The organism is Nonomuraea sp. NPDC050202 (genome assembly GCF_040656115.1).
Taxonomy (GTDB): Bacteria; Actinomycetota; Actinomycetes; order Streptosporangiales; family Streptosporangiaceae; genus Nonomuraea.
Genome location: NZ_JBFALF010000001.1, coordinates 1 through 14,676, shown reverse-complemented (window position 1 = coordinate 14,676; position 14,676 = coordinate 1). Strand labels below are relative to the sequence as shown.

At 65.6% G+C, this 14,676-nt stretch carries 14 protein-coding genes; 4 read left to right on the top strand and 10 right to left on the bottom strand.

Translation table 11 applies throughout. The features are described from left to right. Window position 1 precedes the first annotated feature (1 nt). Complete coding sequence (locus AB0I79_RS00070) at window positions 2-304, top strand: YrhB domain-containing protein (protein ID WP_357865175.1); 303 nt, start codon at window positions 2-4, stop codon at window positions 302-304. 138 nt (window positions 305-442) lie between these two features. On the opposite strand, the gene AB0I79_RS00065 is transcribed toward AB0I79_RS00070, so the two are convergent. The 10 genes from AB0I79_RS00065 to eccD all read right to left on the bottom strand — a co-directional run bounded on the left by AB0I79_RS00065 (window position 443) and on the right by eccD (window position 9,052). Beyond that, complete coding sequence (locus AB0I79_RS00065; RefSeq protein ID WP_357865172.1) at window positions 443-1,771, bottom strand: hypothetical protein; 1,329 nt, start codon at window positions 1,769-1,771, stop codon at window positions 443-445. A 4-nt stretch (window positions 1,772-1,775) separates the two neighbouring features. Then, the gene (locus AB0I79_RS00060) at window positions 1,776-2,189 is read right to left on the bottom strand and encodes a hypothetical protein (protein ID WP_357865170.1); all 414 of its coding nucleotides are present in this window, start codon (window positions 2,187-2,189) and stop codon (window positions 1,776-1,778) included. Between the two features lie 107 nt (window positions 2,190-2,296). Further along, entirely contained in the window at window positions 2,297-3,163 is an 867-nt protein-coding gene (locus tag AB0I79_RS00055) for a WXG100 family type VII secretion target (protein WP_357865167.1), read from the bottom strand. 3 nt (window positions 3,164-3,166) lie between these two features. Beyond that, window positions 3,167-4,324 carry a hypothetical protein gene (locus tag AB0I79_RS00050; RefSeq protein WP_357865165.1) on the bottom strand — a complete coding sequence of 386 codons (1,158 nt, stop codon included), beginning with the start codon at window positions 4,322-4,324 and terminating at the stop codon, window positions 3,167-3,169. Beyond that, window positions 4,321-5,709, bottom strand: coding sequence for a hypothetical protein (locus AB0I79_RS00045; protein WP_357865162.1), 1,389 nt, complete (start codon window positions 5,707-5,709; stop codon window positions 4,321-4,323). The genes AB0I79_RS00050 and AB0I79_RS00045 overlap by 4 nt, the downstream gene beginning before the upstream one ends. Continuing rightward, window positions 5,706-6,086, bottom strand: a complete 381-nt coding sequence (locus tag AB0I79_RS00040; RefSeq protein ID WP_357865160.1) for a hypothetical protein — start codon at window positions 6,084-6,086, stop codon at window positions 5,706-5,708. The genes AB0I79_RS00045 and AB0I79_RS00040 overlap by 4 nt, the downstream gene beginning before the upstream one ends. Window positions 6,087-6,163: 77 nt before the next feature. Continuing rightward, on the bottom strand, window positions 6,164-6,469 hold the full coding sequence (locus AB0I79_RS00035) for a WXG100 family type VII secretion target (protein ID WP_357865157.1): 306 nt from the start codon (window positions 6,467-6,469) through the stop codon (window positions 6,164-6,166). A 24-nt stretch (window positions 6,470-6,493) separates the two neighbouring features. Further along, entirely contained in the window at window positions 6,494-6,835 is a 342-nt protein-coding gene (locus AB0I79_RS00030; protein WP_357865154.1) for a WXG100 family type VII secretion target, read from the bottom strand. 254 nt (window positions 6,836-7,089) lie between these two features. Further along, a complete protein-coding gene (locus tag AB0I79_RS00025; protein ID WP_357865151.1) occupies window positions 7,090-7,536 on the bottom strand; it encodes a YbaB/EbfC family nucleoid-associated protein in 447 nt (148 codons plus the stop codon). A 37-nt stretch (window positions 7,537-7,573) separates the two neighbouring features. After that, window positions 7,574-9,052: a type VII secretion integral membrane protein EccD gene (eccD, locus tag AB0I79_RS00020; protein WP_357867030.1), complete on the bottom strand. Its 1,479-nt coding sequence runs from the start codon at window positions 9,050-9,052 to the stop codon at window positions 7,574-7,576. 145 nt (window positions 9,053-9,197) lie between these two features. Between eccD and eccCa the strand changes: the two genes are divergently transcribed. Genes eccCa through AB0I79_RS00005 form a run of 3 tightly spaced genes read left to right on the top strand, consistent with a single transcriptional unit; the run spans window position 9,198 to window position 14,585 of the window. Continuing rightward, complete coding sequence (eccCa, locus tag AB0I79_RS00015; RefSeq protein ID WP_357865150.1) at window positions 9,198-13,115, top strand: type VII secretion protein EccCa; 3,918 nt, start codon at window positions 9,198-9,200, stop codon at window positions 13,113-13,115. A 10-nt stretch (window positions 13,116-13,125) separates the two neighbouring features. Continuing rightward, window positions 13,126-13,440 carry a hypothetical protein gene (locus AB0I79_RS00010; RefSeq protein WP_357865147.1) on the top strand — a complete coding sequence of 105 codons (315 nt, stop codon included), beginning with the start codon at window positions 13,126-13,128 and terminating at the stop codon, window positions 13,438-13,440. Beyond that, window positions 13,437-14,585 (top strand): transglycosylase SLT domain-containing protein, encoded by a 1,149-nt coding sequence (locus AB0I79_RS00005; protein WP_357865144.1) that lies wholly within the window; start codon window positions 13,437-13,439, stop codon window positions 14,583-14,585. The genes AB0I79_RS00010 and AB0I79_RS00005 overlap by 4 nt, the downstream gene beginning before the upstream one ends. Window positions 14,586-14,676 lie beyond the last annotated feature (91 nt).

Genomic DNA, 14,676 nt, shown 5'->3' with positions numbered 1-14,676 from the left:
AATGATCCACAAAGACGAGGCCGAACGAATCGCCCGCGAGTTCGTCGGCGAACTGCTGCCCGGCGACGGGGAGGAGGCGATCGTCATTAATACCGCCGGAACGATCGAGAAGCCGTACGGATGGCTGTTCGTCTTCACCACGCCCGCATATCTACGCACCGGTGACGCGGCAGACGTTCTGATGGGGGTCGGCCCGCTGTTGGTTCTACGGGAAAGCGGCCGTACCATCGATTTCGCCTCTTATCATTCGCGGGAATCCGCGCTGGAGGCATACGAGAAGGAGTTCTTCGACGAAGACGGATGAGCCGAGTACACGCCTGCGCGCGCCGTAGCGCGGATGCCGGACCCGCCCAGCAGATCTCTGATGCAGGCGCACTCACGGAGCAACCGCGGTGCGCCGCAAAGGCGCGCCCAGCCACAGCGGTTCGGCGCCCTTCTCCGATCAACCGATCTTGTCGGAGACGGCACCATCCGTGTCGGCGCCCCAGACGTCGTCATCCTCGTGGAGCCAGGTGCTGTTCTCCTTGTCCTTCGGCTCGTTCGCGCCCGCTCCTGCTCCGGCTCCGGCCATCGGCAGGAACGGCATGCCGGCGGCAGAGGCAGACCTGGCGTTGCGCCCAAGGCCGGCCGGGCCGGCCATGAGGTTGCCGCCCATGCCCGTCCCCGGCCCGGTACCGACACCCGTGTGAGAGTTGGGCAAGCTGCCGTTCGGCAATGAGGTGACAGCATTCGGATCCCAGGTCACCGGGCGTTGGTAGTCCTGCAAATTGGTGCGCGAGTCCGAAGGGTCTTGGCCTGCCATATCTGGAATTCGGGGGTTTTCAACAGCTAAATTCGGATTGGCGACATTAGGGCCCGCAGAGACCGACTTGCTGCCGTTCGTTCCATCGTTGTTCAGGGGGGCACCAACGGGGTACGTGCCGTCAGGATAGCGGCCGTCAGCGCCAACGCCGCCGTCCACGCCGCCGTCCTCGGAGCCGCGATCGGGGAACGCGCCATCAGGGTCGAACGCGCCAGGTGCATCGATGCCGCCATCGGGAGGGCCGGCAGGCCCGCCGTCGATCGTCGGAGTCACGCCGCCGACGTCGATTCCCGGGCCCTTCAGTTCGCCACCCGGCGGACGGAGGACCGCTGGGTCGACGTGGTACTCGTGGGGATCATCATCCAGCTCGATCTTGGGTGGCGCGTATTGCGGGTCCTTGATATCGGGAAGCGCTTTGTAGACGTAGGTCGGGAACTGCTCATAGGTTTTGGCGAGATCGTTGTTCAGCAGGCGAAGATGCTGACCCGCCAGTTCGTCCTGAGAGCCGTACTCCCACCCCTTGTCCATGGTCTTGTACCATCCGGGGATGCTGTCGTTGTAAGTGTAGGAGTTATTACTCCATGCCGACGAGTTGCTCTGGACGAACTCCTGATGATCGAGCAACCGCTCGCCCAGAGGTATGAGCGGGGTGCCGAACGCCCGGGCCTTCTGCGCGAGCTCACGAATGGTGGCGTGCAAGGTGCGAAGCGCCTGCTGCGCAGTGACCGATGCCGGCCCCTCCCACACCTTCGCCATCTCTACAGCGGCGGACCGCACCACTTCGTTGAACTTCTCGAGTTTTGTGGCGGCGTCCACGTAGGCGGCGCCGGCCTTGCTGACACTCGCTGGGTCGATTCGCAGCAGGAACCTGTCCTTGACCTCGGCGACGCTTCTGCCGTCGTCGTCCACGGAGAACGCGACCGGCCCGTAGGGGCGGATGATGTGCGGCTTGTTCAGTTCCTCAGCCATCGTGTCAGCCCTCGTTCACCATGTTCGTGACCGTGTAGGTGCCCGCGCCTTCTAAGATCAGCTTCAGCGCGACCTCAAGCTTGCCGTTGACCTGCGCGTAAACATCGAGGATCTCGGTGTGCCCCGCCTTGAGCGCCTCAGCGAACGCCCTGCCGCCTGGCCAGTTCTCCACCTGCACAAGCTCCTTGATGAACATCGAAAGATCGGTATGGATCTGGAGGTCGATTAGCGAACCGTGTGGCGCGGCGCTGATACTCCTTGTTCCGCTCGGGCTGAAGCCTGTCAGCTCCGACATTGCTTCCTCCAGGTCCGCGGCAATCTTCCGCAGCGTGTCACCGCTGTACGTCACGGCGTCTCGCTCGGCTACGAGCCCCGGCCAGTTCGGGTCCAGCTGCCAGCCACTGTCCAACTGCGCCACAACTTCCTCCAAGCTTGCAGTGGATCGATGATCGAGGGGACACACGCGCCTGCCGTCCAGAAGCTCGGCCAGTCGCTGCCGTCATCTCGCGGTTCGGAGCACCCGTCTCAGAGCTGGTCGAGGCCGCCGTTCAGCGCCGCATCATCCGCTAGCGGAATGAAGCCGGCCTGCTGGTCGTACTTGAGCCCCGCGCCGGTGAATTCCGGCAGGCCGCCAGATTTCAAGGAGCTGAGTTCGGTCGGGATGGCCGACACCCGGGGGAACAGCTTCCCGGTGGTCTCGGACCTTTGGATGGCCAGGTGCATGAGGTAGCCGAGGGCGGCGACTGTGACACCTTGTTTGAGCAGTATCTGCCTTCCCGCGTTGACCGTGGTCCTCCCGACTTTATGATCGACCACGGAGGCGAGCGGGAAGTAGCGGTTGATGGCGAGCATGGCCAGCGCGAACGTCAGCATCCCTCCGGCAATGACCATGAATGCTTTCGCCCCCATGTAGTACAGTCTCGCACTCTGATCGACCGCCTCCCCCGTAGCGTTTCGTGTGGATTCGAGCGATTTGACAGATTCCATGAATGTGTCGTAGGCCTCATCGAATTTCGCGCGGGCCGCACCTTCCCACTTGCCCTGCTTCTCGAGCTCAGCCTTCAACATGGCAAGGTCATCTTGAAGTTGGTGGAGTTCATGCGTCGATCCGCCGGCATCAAGAGTGCGCCAGGTGTGACCGGACGAGGACATCCCGCCCGGGTTAGAGGTCATGACACCGATCATCAAGACCACATAGTTAGCCCATGGCCTTTTGATGATGAGCGCGGCGCTACCTGCGGTGGCCGCTGCGGCCCCGTAAAGCCATTTGCCGTTCTCGTAGGTGAACAGAGAACTGACAGCTCCCTTGGCCTTGTCGTAGCCGCCTGTAACCGCTGAGCCGACCGCTGCCGCTGGATGCGCACTCAAGGGATCGGCGCCCGCGTGGCCCATATCTCACTCCTTGCCGATGACTTCGGGGGCGATGTCCTCGTCGTCGTCCCACACGCCTTCTTCCTCCGACAACAACGCGGCTTGCTCCCGGTCGCGCTCGTCGGCTCCGTTTCCCGCACCGCTCATGGGCATCATGGGCATCATCGGCATTCCGCTGCCCATGCCGCCAGGAAGGGCGGGACCAGGCGCTCTTACACCGCTGGTCGAGACCACACCGTTGCCCGTCGGCGAACCGAGAGGGACGCCCGTTCGGGTACTCACGTCTGGCGAGTCAGCGCTCGGCACCCCGTTGAGTTGTGGGGTATTGGGGTTGAACGAGGAAAGGTCGGTGGTGTTCCGATTCGGGTTGAGAACGGAATCGATGTCGGGGACCTTCATATCGGGGTTGGCAACGCCGGGCAGGTTGTTTCCGGGCATGTCTGTCTTCGGCAGGTCGACATGAGGTGGGTCCGTGCCCGGCATGTCCGTCTTCGGCAGATCGGTCCCCATCGGATCCGTGTCGGGCAGCTGGGCCTCCGGCAGGGTCGTCTTCGGCACACCGGGCTGGTCCACACTCGCAGGGCCGCCAGTACCCGGACCTTCAATGCCTGGACCTTCAATGCCCGGACCAGTGATGCCCGGACCAGTGATGCCCGGACCGGTGATGCCCGGACCGGTGATGCCCGGACCGGTGATGCCCGGACCGGTGATGCCCGGACCGGTGATGCCCGGACCGGTGATGCCCGGACCGTCAGTGGGGGGGTCCTCAGCCGCCTTGTAGTTGGCGGCGGCATCCTTAAGTGCGCTCTTCCAGCTTTCCAGCGCTTCTCGGCCTCGTGCCAGGGCTGAGGACTGGGCTTCGATCGCCTTGTCATGGGCTGTGGCGACTCCCATGCCGATCACGCCGAAGCTCGGGAACGGGACACCCATCTCACTGGCCTTGCCTTGCAAGCTGCCAAAGAGCCCGGTCGAGCCGTCGATCCGACCACTGACCGCCTCGAGTCCACCCTCCTTGAATGACAGACCGGAGGAAGGGGGCGAGATCTGGGGGGTTACCGGCATGTTGCTGTAGACCGGAAAAACCTGCTGACCTGCAGCCATCGCCTGCTGCTGGCCAGTGCCCGCGGCCTGCTGCTGGCCAGTGGCTGCCCCCGGCTGCTGACTGGGCTGTTGATCGCTCATCCGATGACCGGCTCCGTCACCTCATGGCCGCTGTTCCAGGCCGACCTGTCCTCCGCCAGGTAGGTGTTGCGATCCAGATCGCCGCCCGAGTCTCCCGCCGCGGCGCCGCCTCCCATCATCGGCAGGAACGGCATGCTGGACGCGCCCACCGTGCTCCCCGCACGAACCGTCACGGGGCCCGCGCCGGATACGGGCGAGGCGTTCGGAGACCCGATCACCGATGGGACACCGGGGGGTGCCACCGTCGGGGGTGGAGTCGCGGTTGGGGGAACCGCATGCCCGGGAGTGCCGCCGATGGTGGCCGGAGCCGTGGGCGTCACGGGCTGGTAGGCCGAGGCTTCCGTCCGGGCCGGGTCCGTCTGAGGTGCGGCGTCGCCGAGCTTGGTCGTGGCCTGGGCACCGATCACCGGTGGCGCGGCCTCGGTGTCCGCGCGCTCGCCGGTCGCCTGCCCCGGACTACCAGGCTGTTCCTGATCGCCGGATTGCTCCTGGCCACTGGAACGGTCTTGACCGCCGGACTGTCGGTGTTCACCCGAATCGTCCTCATGGACGGGCCGGTCCTGGCTGGGTGCGCCTCCCGCTTGAGTCACCGGCGTGATGTTGCCTTCGTGACCCGGCCGGTCATCGTCCTGCTCGCCGCCGATGACGCCCTTGCCCGTCCCAGGCGAGTTGCCGACGCTTGCGCTGCCGGTCTCGTCCTGGCCGACATCACCGATGCCGGAGGCGGAGCCTGCGGTGCCGCTTCGACTCCGGTATTCGACTGTCATCGATGCACCTGCCGCCGCCGGGATCGTCACAGCCGGCAGTTCGTAGGTGATGTCGAAGGGGACGGAGACGAGGTGGAGGTCGCGGATCTTCTCGTTGAGCCTTTTCAGTGCCTCCTGCGCCTTGCCGTTCTCCACCTCGGCGATGGCGATCGACTCGATGCCGACCAGATCGACCCGGTAGAAGCGCATGTGGTGGTTGACGATCTCTTGGACTTTCGCGTCGTTCTTGTCCACCGTGATGCCGTCGACCTCAGCGATGGCCACGGGGATGTAACTCGCGTAGGTCTCCAGGCTGCGACCCATCTGCGCGAGTTTCTGCCCGAGCTCGCGGCCTGTGGCGTACATGAGCTCGAGCGCGACGCGGGCCTTGTCGGCGTCCGGGCCTTGCCAGATGGTGAGGATCTTGCCGGCGTGATCCTCGATTCCGACGACTGCGTTGATGACCGCCTCCGCCGCGCCGATGTAGGCGGATCCCGCCCCTTTGATGAGTTCCTGCTGAGACGTCCCCAGCAGCCGGCGTATCTCCGCTTTCGGATGGTTCTCCGTCTGGCCTGTGGGTGCCTGGTCACCCCAGATGGTGAGCGTCTCGCGTTTCGTACCGCTGTCAGCCATGATCAAGCGCTCTCGTTTCGCGCATCCGCCTCGGCGTGGTTGCCGGCACTGGCTTCGATGGCTGCGATGACGTTCTTGTATGCCTTGACGAACTCGGCGTGGACTCGTCCAAGCTTCTGTCCTGCGCTGTCCTTGCCTGCGGTCGCGCCGAAGATCTTGGCGTCCGTCCACTCGCCGAACTGTGTGGAGCCGATCTGGACCTCGGCCAAGGTGGGTCCGGGGATGCCTGTCCTCTCCAAGGACTGCAGATTCTGCGACAGTGCCGTGGCGATCGATCGCATGGTCGAGGGTTCGTGAACCCTCTCGTCGCTCTTGAACTTCTCGGCCGTGTGCGGATCTAGGTGGAGAGGATCGATGTTCGCATCACGATCCGGGTTGCCCATCACTCATCCCTGTAGAAGCGTCGTCTCGGTCACCGCGTCACCGCGGTGACCGAGGAGAAAGTAGCGAACGACGGTGGTCAATCCGTCCAGATGGCGATGTTGCGCCGCTCTGCGGCCTCGTAGTTGCCTCGAGCGACGTCAACGGATCTGGCCGCCTCGAACAGTTGTCTGCCCATCGCCTGCTCATGCGCATTCCACTGGTCCTTCTTGGCGTTAAAGAACTGCTCCGCCGCCCCTTCCCAGCTGGCGCCGAGTTCCCTCTTGATGTCGGCGAACAGATCGTCTGTGGCTTTGTCGAGTTCGCCCACGACCTGCTTGAGGGCGTCGTAGGCCTGCGCCATGCTGCCGAACTTGACGTATGTGTGATCATCGGGAACGGTCACTGCGATCTCCGTTGCGTCGGTCGGCTATTTGTTGTTGATCACTGCGTCGATCCGGCCAGCCCCGTCCCTGGTCAAGGACCCGGACAGTTCCATGTTCTGGTCGGCGGCGTTCCGGTAGACGCCGGCGCCGATGTTGAGCCGGTCATGGATGTCTTCGAGGATCTTGATCACGGCCTTGAACTCAAGATCCCACTGGTCGAGCGCCTTGCTGAACTTCTCGGCCGCGCCGCCCCGCCAGTCCTGGGTGGTCAGATCGCCTTTGATCCTCTGAACCCGTTGACGCATGCCTTCGATGTACTGCGCGGTGTCCTGGCAGTACCCCGCAGCGTTGGTCAGCTGCGTCGGGCTTGCTCCGTACAGTGACACTGGACCTCCAAGCAGACATGGCTTGTTTCATGGGGCGGTCAACCGGTCGACGTGGATGGGTTGGGCTCCCCCGCGAAACAACATCAGTCGCATGTTATTCAGCCGATGCCTCGCTGATCACTGTTTCTGGATTGGCCCGGCATTTTCTGCACCGGTCGCCAACAGAGCCTGCGCTGTGCGCCAACTATCGAAATGGGAGCGCCCCGCGCCCGCTGAAAGGATCGTCGCAGTGAGAAATACCGACGAGCTCGAACTCAGAGCTGCAACTGCTGCCGGATGCGGTTGAGCTCGCCCATCACGTCCTCGTGTGTCCGGTTGTAGGCGGCCTCAGCGGCCTTGATCTGCTTCAGGGCCGCGTCCGGATCGTTGACGAACTTCATGGGGTTGTTCTCGGAGTCGCCGAAGGCCGCGCTCAGTCCCTCCTCCATCTGTTTCTGCAGGTCGCGGGCCGCCTCGTTCACGGCTGCCTTGATGAGCCCGGCGAGCTCCACAGAGGCCATGCGCATGGCCTTGGGGTGTAGGTGCAGCTCCTCGACTCCCAGCTGGCTGCACTCGACGACCACCAGCCCGTTCTCATCCTGTCCCCGGCCGACGTAGGAGTCCAGGTCCTTCTGCAGCTGTTCCATGCGTACGAGTTGTTCGCCGGCGTCCCTGAGCAGCTTGTCGATGTCGATGTTCGCGAAATCTCCGAATTCCTGCACAGCTCTCACTCCTCAGCCGAATCGGGCAAGCAACGTATCAACCCGAAAGCCCGCGCATCCAGGTGTAGATTTCGAGCACTCCGGCCGCGAGTGGGAACAATTCGACGATCAGCAATACGTCCAGGATGTCGCCGGCCCTGCCCCAGAACGGCGATGGATTGCCTGCGGCCAAACTTCTGCCGATGCCCACCATGAGCAGGGACGTCCACAGCACGCAGATCGCCACGGCGAGCACGCCGACAATCCCGCCCTTGGAACCGAAGGTGAACGCCAGCATCGCCAGCCCTGCCATGCCGGAGCCCGCCAGCCAGATCCGCTGGCCACGGCCGGAGAAGACGCGGGCGCGCATGACGAGCGTCAGCGAGAGCGTGCAGGCCATGATGTAAGCGATCAGCCCGTCGTGCAGCACCAGAAGCGCCTGAGCTGCGAGCGCGGCGAGCGCGACGGCGGCGATGAGTCCGGTGGCGTAGCGCTGCGCGATCACCGTGCGCTCCTGGATCGCCACCGCGTCGAGCCGCTGATTGTCGGCGCGCAACTCTTCGGCCGTGGTGGGCATGGCCGGCAGCGGCACCCCGGCCAGCCGGAACGACAGTGCCGGCACCAGCGGGGTGAGGGCCAGCAACACGGCGATGGCCGCGGCCGCCACCCCGGCCGGTGCGGCTCCTGTCACCATGACCACGGCCGCGCCGATCGCACCGCACGACGCGGCGATGGACATGCCGAGAAAGCCGGACAGTCCGTACGCAATCATCATCCCCGCGACGGCCGCGACGAGCGCCGTGCAAGCGAGCGCGGCGAGCAGATGAGGGGCGCCGATCCCGGCGAGGCTCCCGTTGCCTGCGGGAACGAACAGCCCCGCCAGGAAGCCGTACGGCAGGGCCGCATGGCCGAGCAGCGCGCCGGCGGTGGCGTCGCCCAGGGCGCGCGCCACCACGGTGCCCGCGATGACCAGCAGCAACGCGAGCACGGCGAAGACCGTCGTACCGATCAGCGGAGGCAGGCCCGCCATGGCAAGTCCGGCGGCGCCGAGGACGAGCACGCCTGCGGCGCCGGCCGCGGCGAGCGTGCTGGTGTGTGCCGGGGTCCACTTGCCCGTCCCCGCGCGTACACCTGTGGCGACGACGTCGGCAACGTCATCGAAGATCGCGGGCGGCAGGATCGACTCGCGCGGGCGGAGGTAGAGGACCTCGGCGTCGAGCACGCCGAGGGTGCTGAGGCTCTGTTCCAGGTCGAGCGGAGCACCGCCGAGCCGCTGCAGCACCCATCCCGGTGATGAAGCGGCGTCCCCGCCCACTTCACCCAGCATGCGCAGTAACCCTGGCAGGACATGCGGCAGCGGTATGTCGGCCGGCAGCGTCAGATCGACTTTTCGGCTGGGGCCCACGATCGTGACATTGCAGAGCACCGGCAGCGGGAGCGGCATCTGTGCGAGTGCGCCCTGCTGGATCGGCCCTGAGTGTGTCGGTGAGGAGTTCTTCAGGCCTTCTGCCGGAGGCAGAGGCGGCTGCTGAACCATCGATTCCACGGTCCACTCCGTCTCATGAAGATCACGGACAACCCGGAAGATAGCGGGTCACTTCTGATAAGAACGTCGCGTGAGCAAAGTGGTTGTCCGGCGCCCCGAGCGCCGTCCCGGCCCCACGCCACCTCGCGGAGAAGTGATGCTCGAGTCTCCGCCGGAGATTCCCGAGGTCCAGGGCCAAGGCTTCATGTTAGTACTGACGTACCTGCCCATGGTGGCGGGGGCTGCGGCGATGGCGCTCATGTTCACCACGGGCGGCAACTCCAACCCGATCATGTACGTGGCGAGCGGCCTATTCGCCGTCTCCATGGTCGGCATGACCATCAGCCAGATGGGCCGCCAGGCCGGCGAGCGCAAATACCGGCTGAACGGCGCTCGCCGCGACTACTTCCGCTATCTCGGTCAGGTCCGGAGAAGGGCCCAGCGCGCGGCCAAGCAGCAGCGTGAAGCCCTGGAATGGAGCGGCCCTGAGCCGGATTCGCTGTGGTGGATCGCGATGGGCCCCCGCTTGTGGGAGCGCCGTCCTCGCGACGAGGACTTCGGCACGATCCGGCTCGGCACCGGCGTGCAGAAGCTGGCGATCCAGCTTTTTCCTCCGGATTCCAAACCCGTGGAGGACCTGGACGCGCTGTCGGCCGGTGCGCTGCGGAGATTCATGCGGGCCCACTCGACCGTCTCCCGGCTTCCGGTGTCGGTCGCGCTCGCTTCCTTCGCCCGGATCCGGCTCACCGGCGACCTCATGGCGGTCCGCGATCTCGTACGTGCCATGATCGCCCAGCTCACCGTTTTCCACTCCCCCGACGACATGCGGATCATGATCTGTGCCAGCGAGGAACGCATGCCCCACTGGGAGTGGGCCAAATGGCTCCCCCACGCCCTGCACCCTGACGCCTTGGACGCGTCCGGGAACGTCCGCCTGATGGCCGACAATCTCGGCGAGCTGGACCAGCTCGTCGGCAGTGAGCTCAGGGAGCGGCCGAGGTTCCAGCCCGGCTCGCCCGCGGACTCGCTGCCGTACCATGTGGTGATCGTGGACGGCGGGCACATGCCGCACGACTCGCAGCTCGGCAGCGACGCCATTCAGGGCGTGACCGTCATCGATCTGACCGACACCACCGGCGCGGTGGAGGAGAGCAACACGCTGCGGCTGGACCTCCAGGAGGACGGCCTGTACATGGTCAAGCTCGACCACGCCGGCAAGGAGCGCAAGACCCGGCTCGGCACGCCGGACAAGCTCGCATTCGTCTGGATGGAAGGGCTGGCGAGGCAGTTGTCTCCGCTCCGGGCCTCTTCCACGAGCGGCGGCGACGGCGAGGACGTGTTGGCGATCAACACGACGCTCACCGACCTGCTGGGCATCAGCGACCCCCGCAGGGTGGACCCGAACGTTACCTGGCGGCCTCGGGCCGGCCGCAACAGGCTTCGCGTGCCCATCGGACTCGGCGCGGACGGCCGCATGGTCGAGCTCGACATCAAGGAGTCGGCGCAGGGCGGCATGGGTCCGCACGGCCTGCTGATCGGAGCCACCGGCTCCGGCAAGTCGGAGTTGCTTCGCACGCTGGTGCTCGGACTGGCCGTCACACACTCCTCGGAGATCCTCAACTTCGTCCTGGTCGACTTCAAGGGCGGTGCGACCTTCCTCGGCCTGGAGTCCCTTCCGCATGTCTCGGCTGTCATCACCAATCTGGAGGACGAGCTTCCGCTGGTCGACCGCATGCACGACGCGCTGCACGGCGAGATGGTGCGCAGGCAGGAGCTCCTGCGGTCGGCGGGCAACTACGCCTCGTTGCGCGACTACGAGCGTGCCCGGGAGCAGGGCGCCGACCTGCTGCCGCTGCCCACGCTTTTCGTCGTGCTGGACGAGTTCAGCGAGTTGCTGTCGAGCAAGCCCGAGTTCATCGACCTGTTCGTGATGATCGGCCGGCTCGGCCGTTCGCTCGGTGTGCATTTGTTGCTTGCCTCCCAGCGTCTCGACGAGAGCAGACTGCGGGGGCTCGACACGCATCTGTCGTACCGGATCGGCCTGCGTACGTTCTCGGCCATGGAGAGCCGGGCGGTGCTGGGCGTGGCAGACGCCTACGAGCTGCCCTCTACACCGGGCAACGGCTATCTCAAGTTCGAGACCACGAGCATGATCAGGTTCAAGGCGGCGTACGTCTCCGGCGCCTATCAGCCGGACGCCAGGCAGCTGGCGGACGATGGCCAGCCGGCAGCGCGGGAGATCGTCGTGTTCCGGCCGGACCCCACACCGTTGCCCGTTGCCGAGAAGCCCCAGCCGCAGGCGCCGGCAGAGGCGGAGGAGAGCGGGTCGCAGGCCAGCCTGCTCGACATCATGGTCAGCCGGTTGGAAGGACGCGGCCCGGCCGCGCACCGCATCTGGCTGCCGCCGTTGGGAGAGCCTCCTACCCTGGCGCACCTGCTGCCGCCGTTGACGTCGACCCCGGAGCTCGGGCTGTCGATACCGGGCTGGGACGGCAGAGGGCGGTTGCATGCCGTCATCGGCGTCGTCGACAAGCCCTTCGAGCAGCGCCGTGATCCGTACTGGGTCAACCTGTCCGGCGCGGCCGGCCATGTCGGCATCGCGGGCGGCACCCAGAGCGGGAAGAGCACCGTACTGCGCACGCTGATCACCAGCATGGCGCTCCTGCACACTCCCCAGGAGGTGCAGTTCTACTGCCTGGACTTCGGTGGCGGCACGCTGTCGGCGCTGGAGGGTCTTCCACACGTGGGCGGGGTGGCCAACCGGCAGAACGCCGAGAGGGTCCGCCGCACGATCGCCGAGATCTCGACGATCCTGCAGCAGCGGGAGCGGGACTTCGCCGGACGCGGCGTGGACTCGATCGCGACCTACCGCCGGCGGGTCGCGGACGGCAGCATCGAGGGCGACGGCTGGGGCGATGTGTTCTTGGTGGTGGACGGGTGGCTGACCATCCGGCAGGAGCACGAGAGCCTGGAACAGGTGATCACCGATCTGGCGGCGCGTGGGCTCGGCTACGGCATCCATGTCATGGCGGCCACGAACAAGTGGTCGGAGTTCCGGCCGGGCATCCGCGACCTGTTCGGCACCAGGATCGAGCTCAAGCTCGGCGACGCCTACGAGTCCGAGGTGAGTCGCAACGCGTCGCTGGCGGTACCCGAAAGCACGCCGGGACGCGGGCTCACCAGGGACGGCAAGCACTTCCTGTCGGCGCTGCCCCGCATCGACGGGCATCGCAAGGCCGACGATCTCGCCGACGGGCTCGGCTCGCTCGTGGAGGCTGTCAGAAGCTCGTGGCAGGGCCCGGTCGCTCCGCCTGTACGCCTCCTGCCGTCGCTGCTGCCCGCCGCCACCTTGCCGGGCCCCGAGCAGACCGGCAAGAACCGCATCTCGATCGGCATCGACGAGGCGACGCTCTCTCCGGTCGCGCTCGACTTCGAGACCGATCCGCACTTCATCGTCTTCGGCGACACCGGGTGCGGCAAGTCGAACGTGCTGAAGCTGATCATGGAGGGGATCGTCGCGCGCAAGACGCCTAAGGAAGCCAGGATGATCGTCCTGGACTACCGTCGGTCACTGCTGGACACCGCAGTGACCGACCACCGCATCGGCTACGCGGCATCGAGCACGGCTGCCGCCGAACTGGTGGAGGAGGTTCGTTTCGCCCTGCTCAAGCGCCTTCCGCCCGCCGACCTCACCCCTGAACAACTTCGTGCCCGCAGCTGGTGGACTGGCTCCGACCTCTATATCGTCGTGGACGACTACGACCTGGTGTCCACCACCTCCAACAGCCCCTTGCAGTCGCTGGCGGAGCTGCTGCCCCAGGCGCGTGACATCGGACTGCACCTGATCCTGGCCCGCCAGATGGGCGGCGCCAACCGGGCCATGTACGACCATGCGGTGCAGCGGCTCAAGGAGATGGCGAGTCCAGCACTGATCATGTCGGGTGACCGGGAGGAGGGCGTGCTGTTCGGCAAGGTCCGCCCGCAGCAGCTCCCGCCTGGCCGCGGGTTCTTCGTGGATCGGAAGACCGGAGACCGGCTGATCCAGACGGCATTCCTGGAACCGAGGGAAGGATAGTGCGATCTTGATGAGCACCGGAATCGTGGATGTCTCCTACAAGGCACTCGACGAGTGCAGAGTGCGGGTCCGCACGGCGGCCAACGAGTTCAAGCTCGACGACATCGTTGCTGACAGTAAGTCGAAGGTCCCTGACGAGCGGACGGACGCCACGCTCTTCGGCATGCTGAACAACGTCACCGAGCTAACCGGCAAGATGGACGCGGCCTGGGCCGCCATTCGTGCCGAGATCGATGCCGGACGGATCAAGCTGGAGAGCGTGGAGCGGGCGCTCAACGATGTGGAGACCAACCTCCGCACGGCCGCGACGGCTTCCGGCGCATGAACATCCTCACGCCAGTGGACATCTCCGACTTACCGCGGGGTGGGGAGCTGTCGGGCCTGCTCCAGAAGGTGACCGGTCGCCCCCAGGCCATCAGGGACATCGCTTCCGCCTGGCGAGCATGCTCGTTCCGCGCAGCGGACATCACCTCCGCCCTCATCAGGTACGTCAACGACGTGGACCTGAAGTGGGAGGGGGACTCCGCGGACGCCTTCGACCGGCACATACGCCTCTATCCCAAGGCGGGCGAAGAGTTCAACGCGGCAGTGCGTGCCTGCGCGCAGACACTCGACAACATCGCCAACACGATGGAGAGCGCTCATGCCAGCGTCGACGCGCTGTGCAAGGGGGCGATCACCAGCGCGACCGCGCACATCAAGGACTACATGGAGAAGAACGGCACCGACCAGACCACCGCGACGGTCGCGCTGGCGGGGAACGCCAGCATGACCAGCCTGATGAACACCAACATCGACCTGGCCAGAGGGCACGTCAAGACGGCAGAGGATGCGGTCGTGGCCGCCCGGGACACGCTGAGCCGGCATATCAAGGCAGGCGGATCCGGACAGAGCACCAGTTTCGGCTTCTTCACCGGCATTCCGGATCCCGGCGGAGCCGACTTCGATCCAGGCGACAAGAAGGTTATCTGGACCAGGACACCAGTCGACCAGACGCAAGTCGCGAGTGGTGGCGGCGCGGGCGCAGGTGGCGGGACCTCACCCGGTGCGGGCACGCCCGCGCCCAAGGCCGAGGTCGTCGAGTGGATCAAGCAGGCGCTCACCATCATCCGCTCACCCGAGATGGCGGACACCATGCGAGAGCGCGGCATCGACGTCAGCGACCTGGACGCGAACGATCCCAAGGACGTCGAGCGCATCTGGACGATCATTTACCACGAATCCGGCGGCAATCCCAACGCCATCAACAACTGGGACATCAACGCCAAGAACGGCGTGCCCTCCCAGGGGCTGATGCAGACCATCCCGCCGACCTTCAACGCGCATTCCCTGCCCGGCCACGGCAAGATCTTGGACCCGGTGGACAACATCATCGCGGGAGTCCTGTACACCTACAGCCGTTACGGCAACCTTGGCGGCCACCCCGGCATCGCGTCCCTTGAACGAGGTGGCGGCTACCGGCCGTACTAGGAATGTCCTGAAGATCTTGGTGGGCTGGCCAGGTGGGGTTTCGGGATTCAGACTCGGGTCATGATGGGTCGTCGGAGGGTTCCGGCTGGGC

Excerpts from the sequence above, each read along its gene's own strand:
- AB0I79_RS00070 (WP_357865175.1), top strand. The coding sequence starts at position 2 with ATGATCCACAAAGACGAGGCCGAACGAATCGCCCGCGAGTTCGTCGGC.
- eccD (WP_357867030.1), bottom strand. The coding sequence starts at position 9,052 with ATGGTTCAGCAGCCGCCTCTGCCTCCGGCAGAAGGCCTGAAGAACTCC.
- eccCa (WP_357865150.1), top strand. The coding sequence starts at position 9,198 with ATGCTCGAGTCTCCGCCGGAGATTCCCGAGGTCCAGGGCCAAGGCTTC.
- AB0I79_RS00040 (WP_357865160.1), bottom strand. The coding sequence starts at position 6,086 with ATGGGCAACCCGGATCGTGATGCGAACATCGATCCTCTCCACCTAGAT.
- AB0I79_RS00065 (WP_357865172.1), bottom strand. The coding sequence starts at position 1,771 with ATGGCTGAGGAACTGAACAAGCCGCACATCATCCGCCCCTACGGGCCG.
- AB0I79_RS00005 (WP_357865144.1), top strand. The coding sequence starts at position 13,437 with ATGAACATCCTCACGCCAGTGGACATCTCCGACTTACCGCGGGGTGGG.
- AB0I79_RS00055 (WP_357865167.1), bottom strand. The coding sequence starts at position 3,163 with ATGGGCCACGCGGGCGCCGATCCCTTGAGTGCGCATCCAGCGGCAGCG.
- AB0I79_RS00050 (WP_357865165.1), bottom strand. The coding sequence starts at position 4,324 with ATGAGCGATCAACAGCCCAGTCAGCAGCCGGGGGCAGCCACTGGCCAG.
- AB0I79_RS00010 (WP_357865147.1), top strand. The coding sequence starts at position 13,126 with ATGAGCACCGGAATCGTGGATGTCTCCTACAAGGCACTCGACGAGTGC.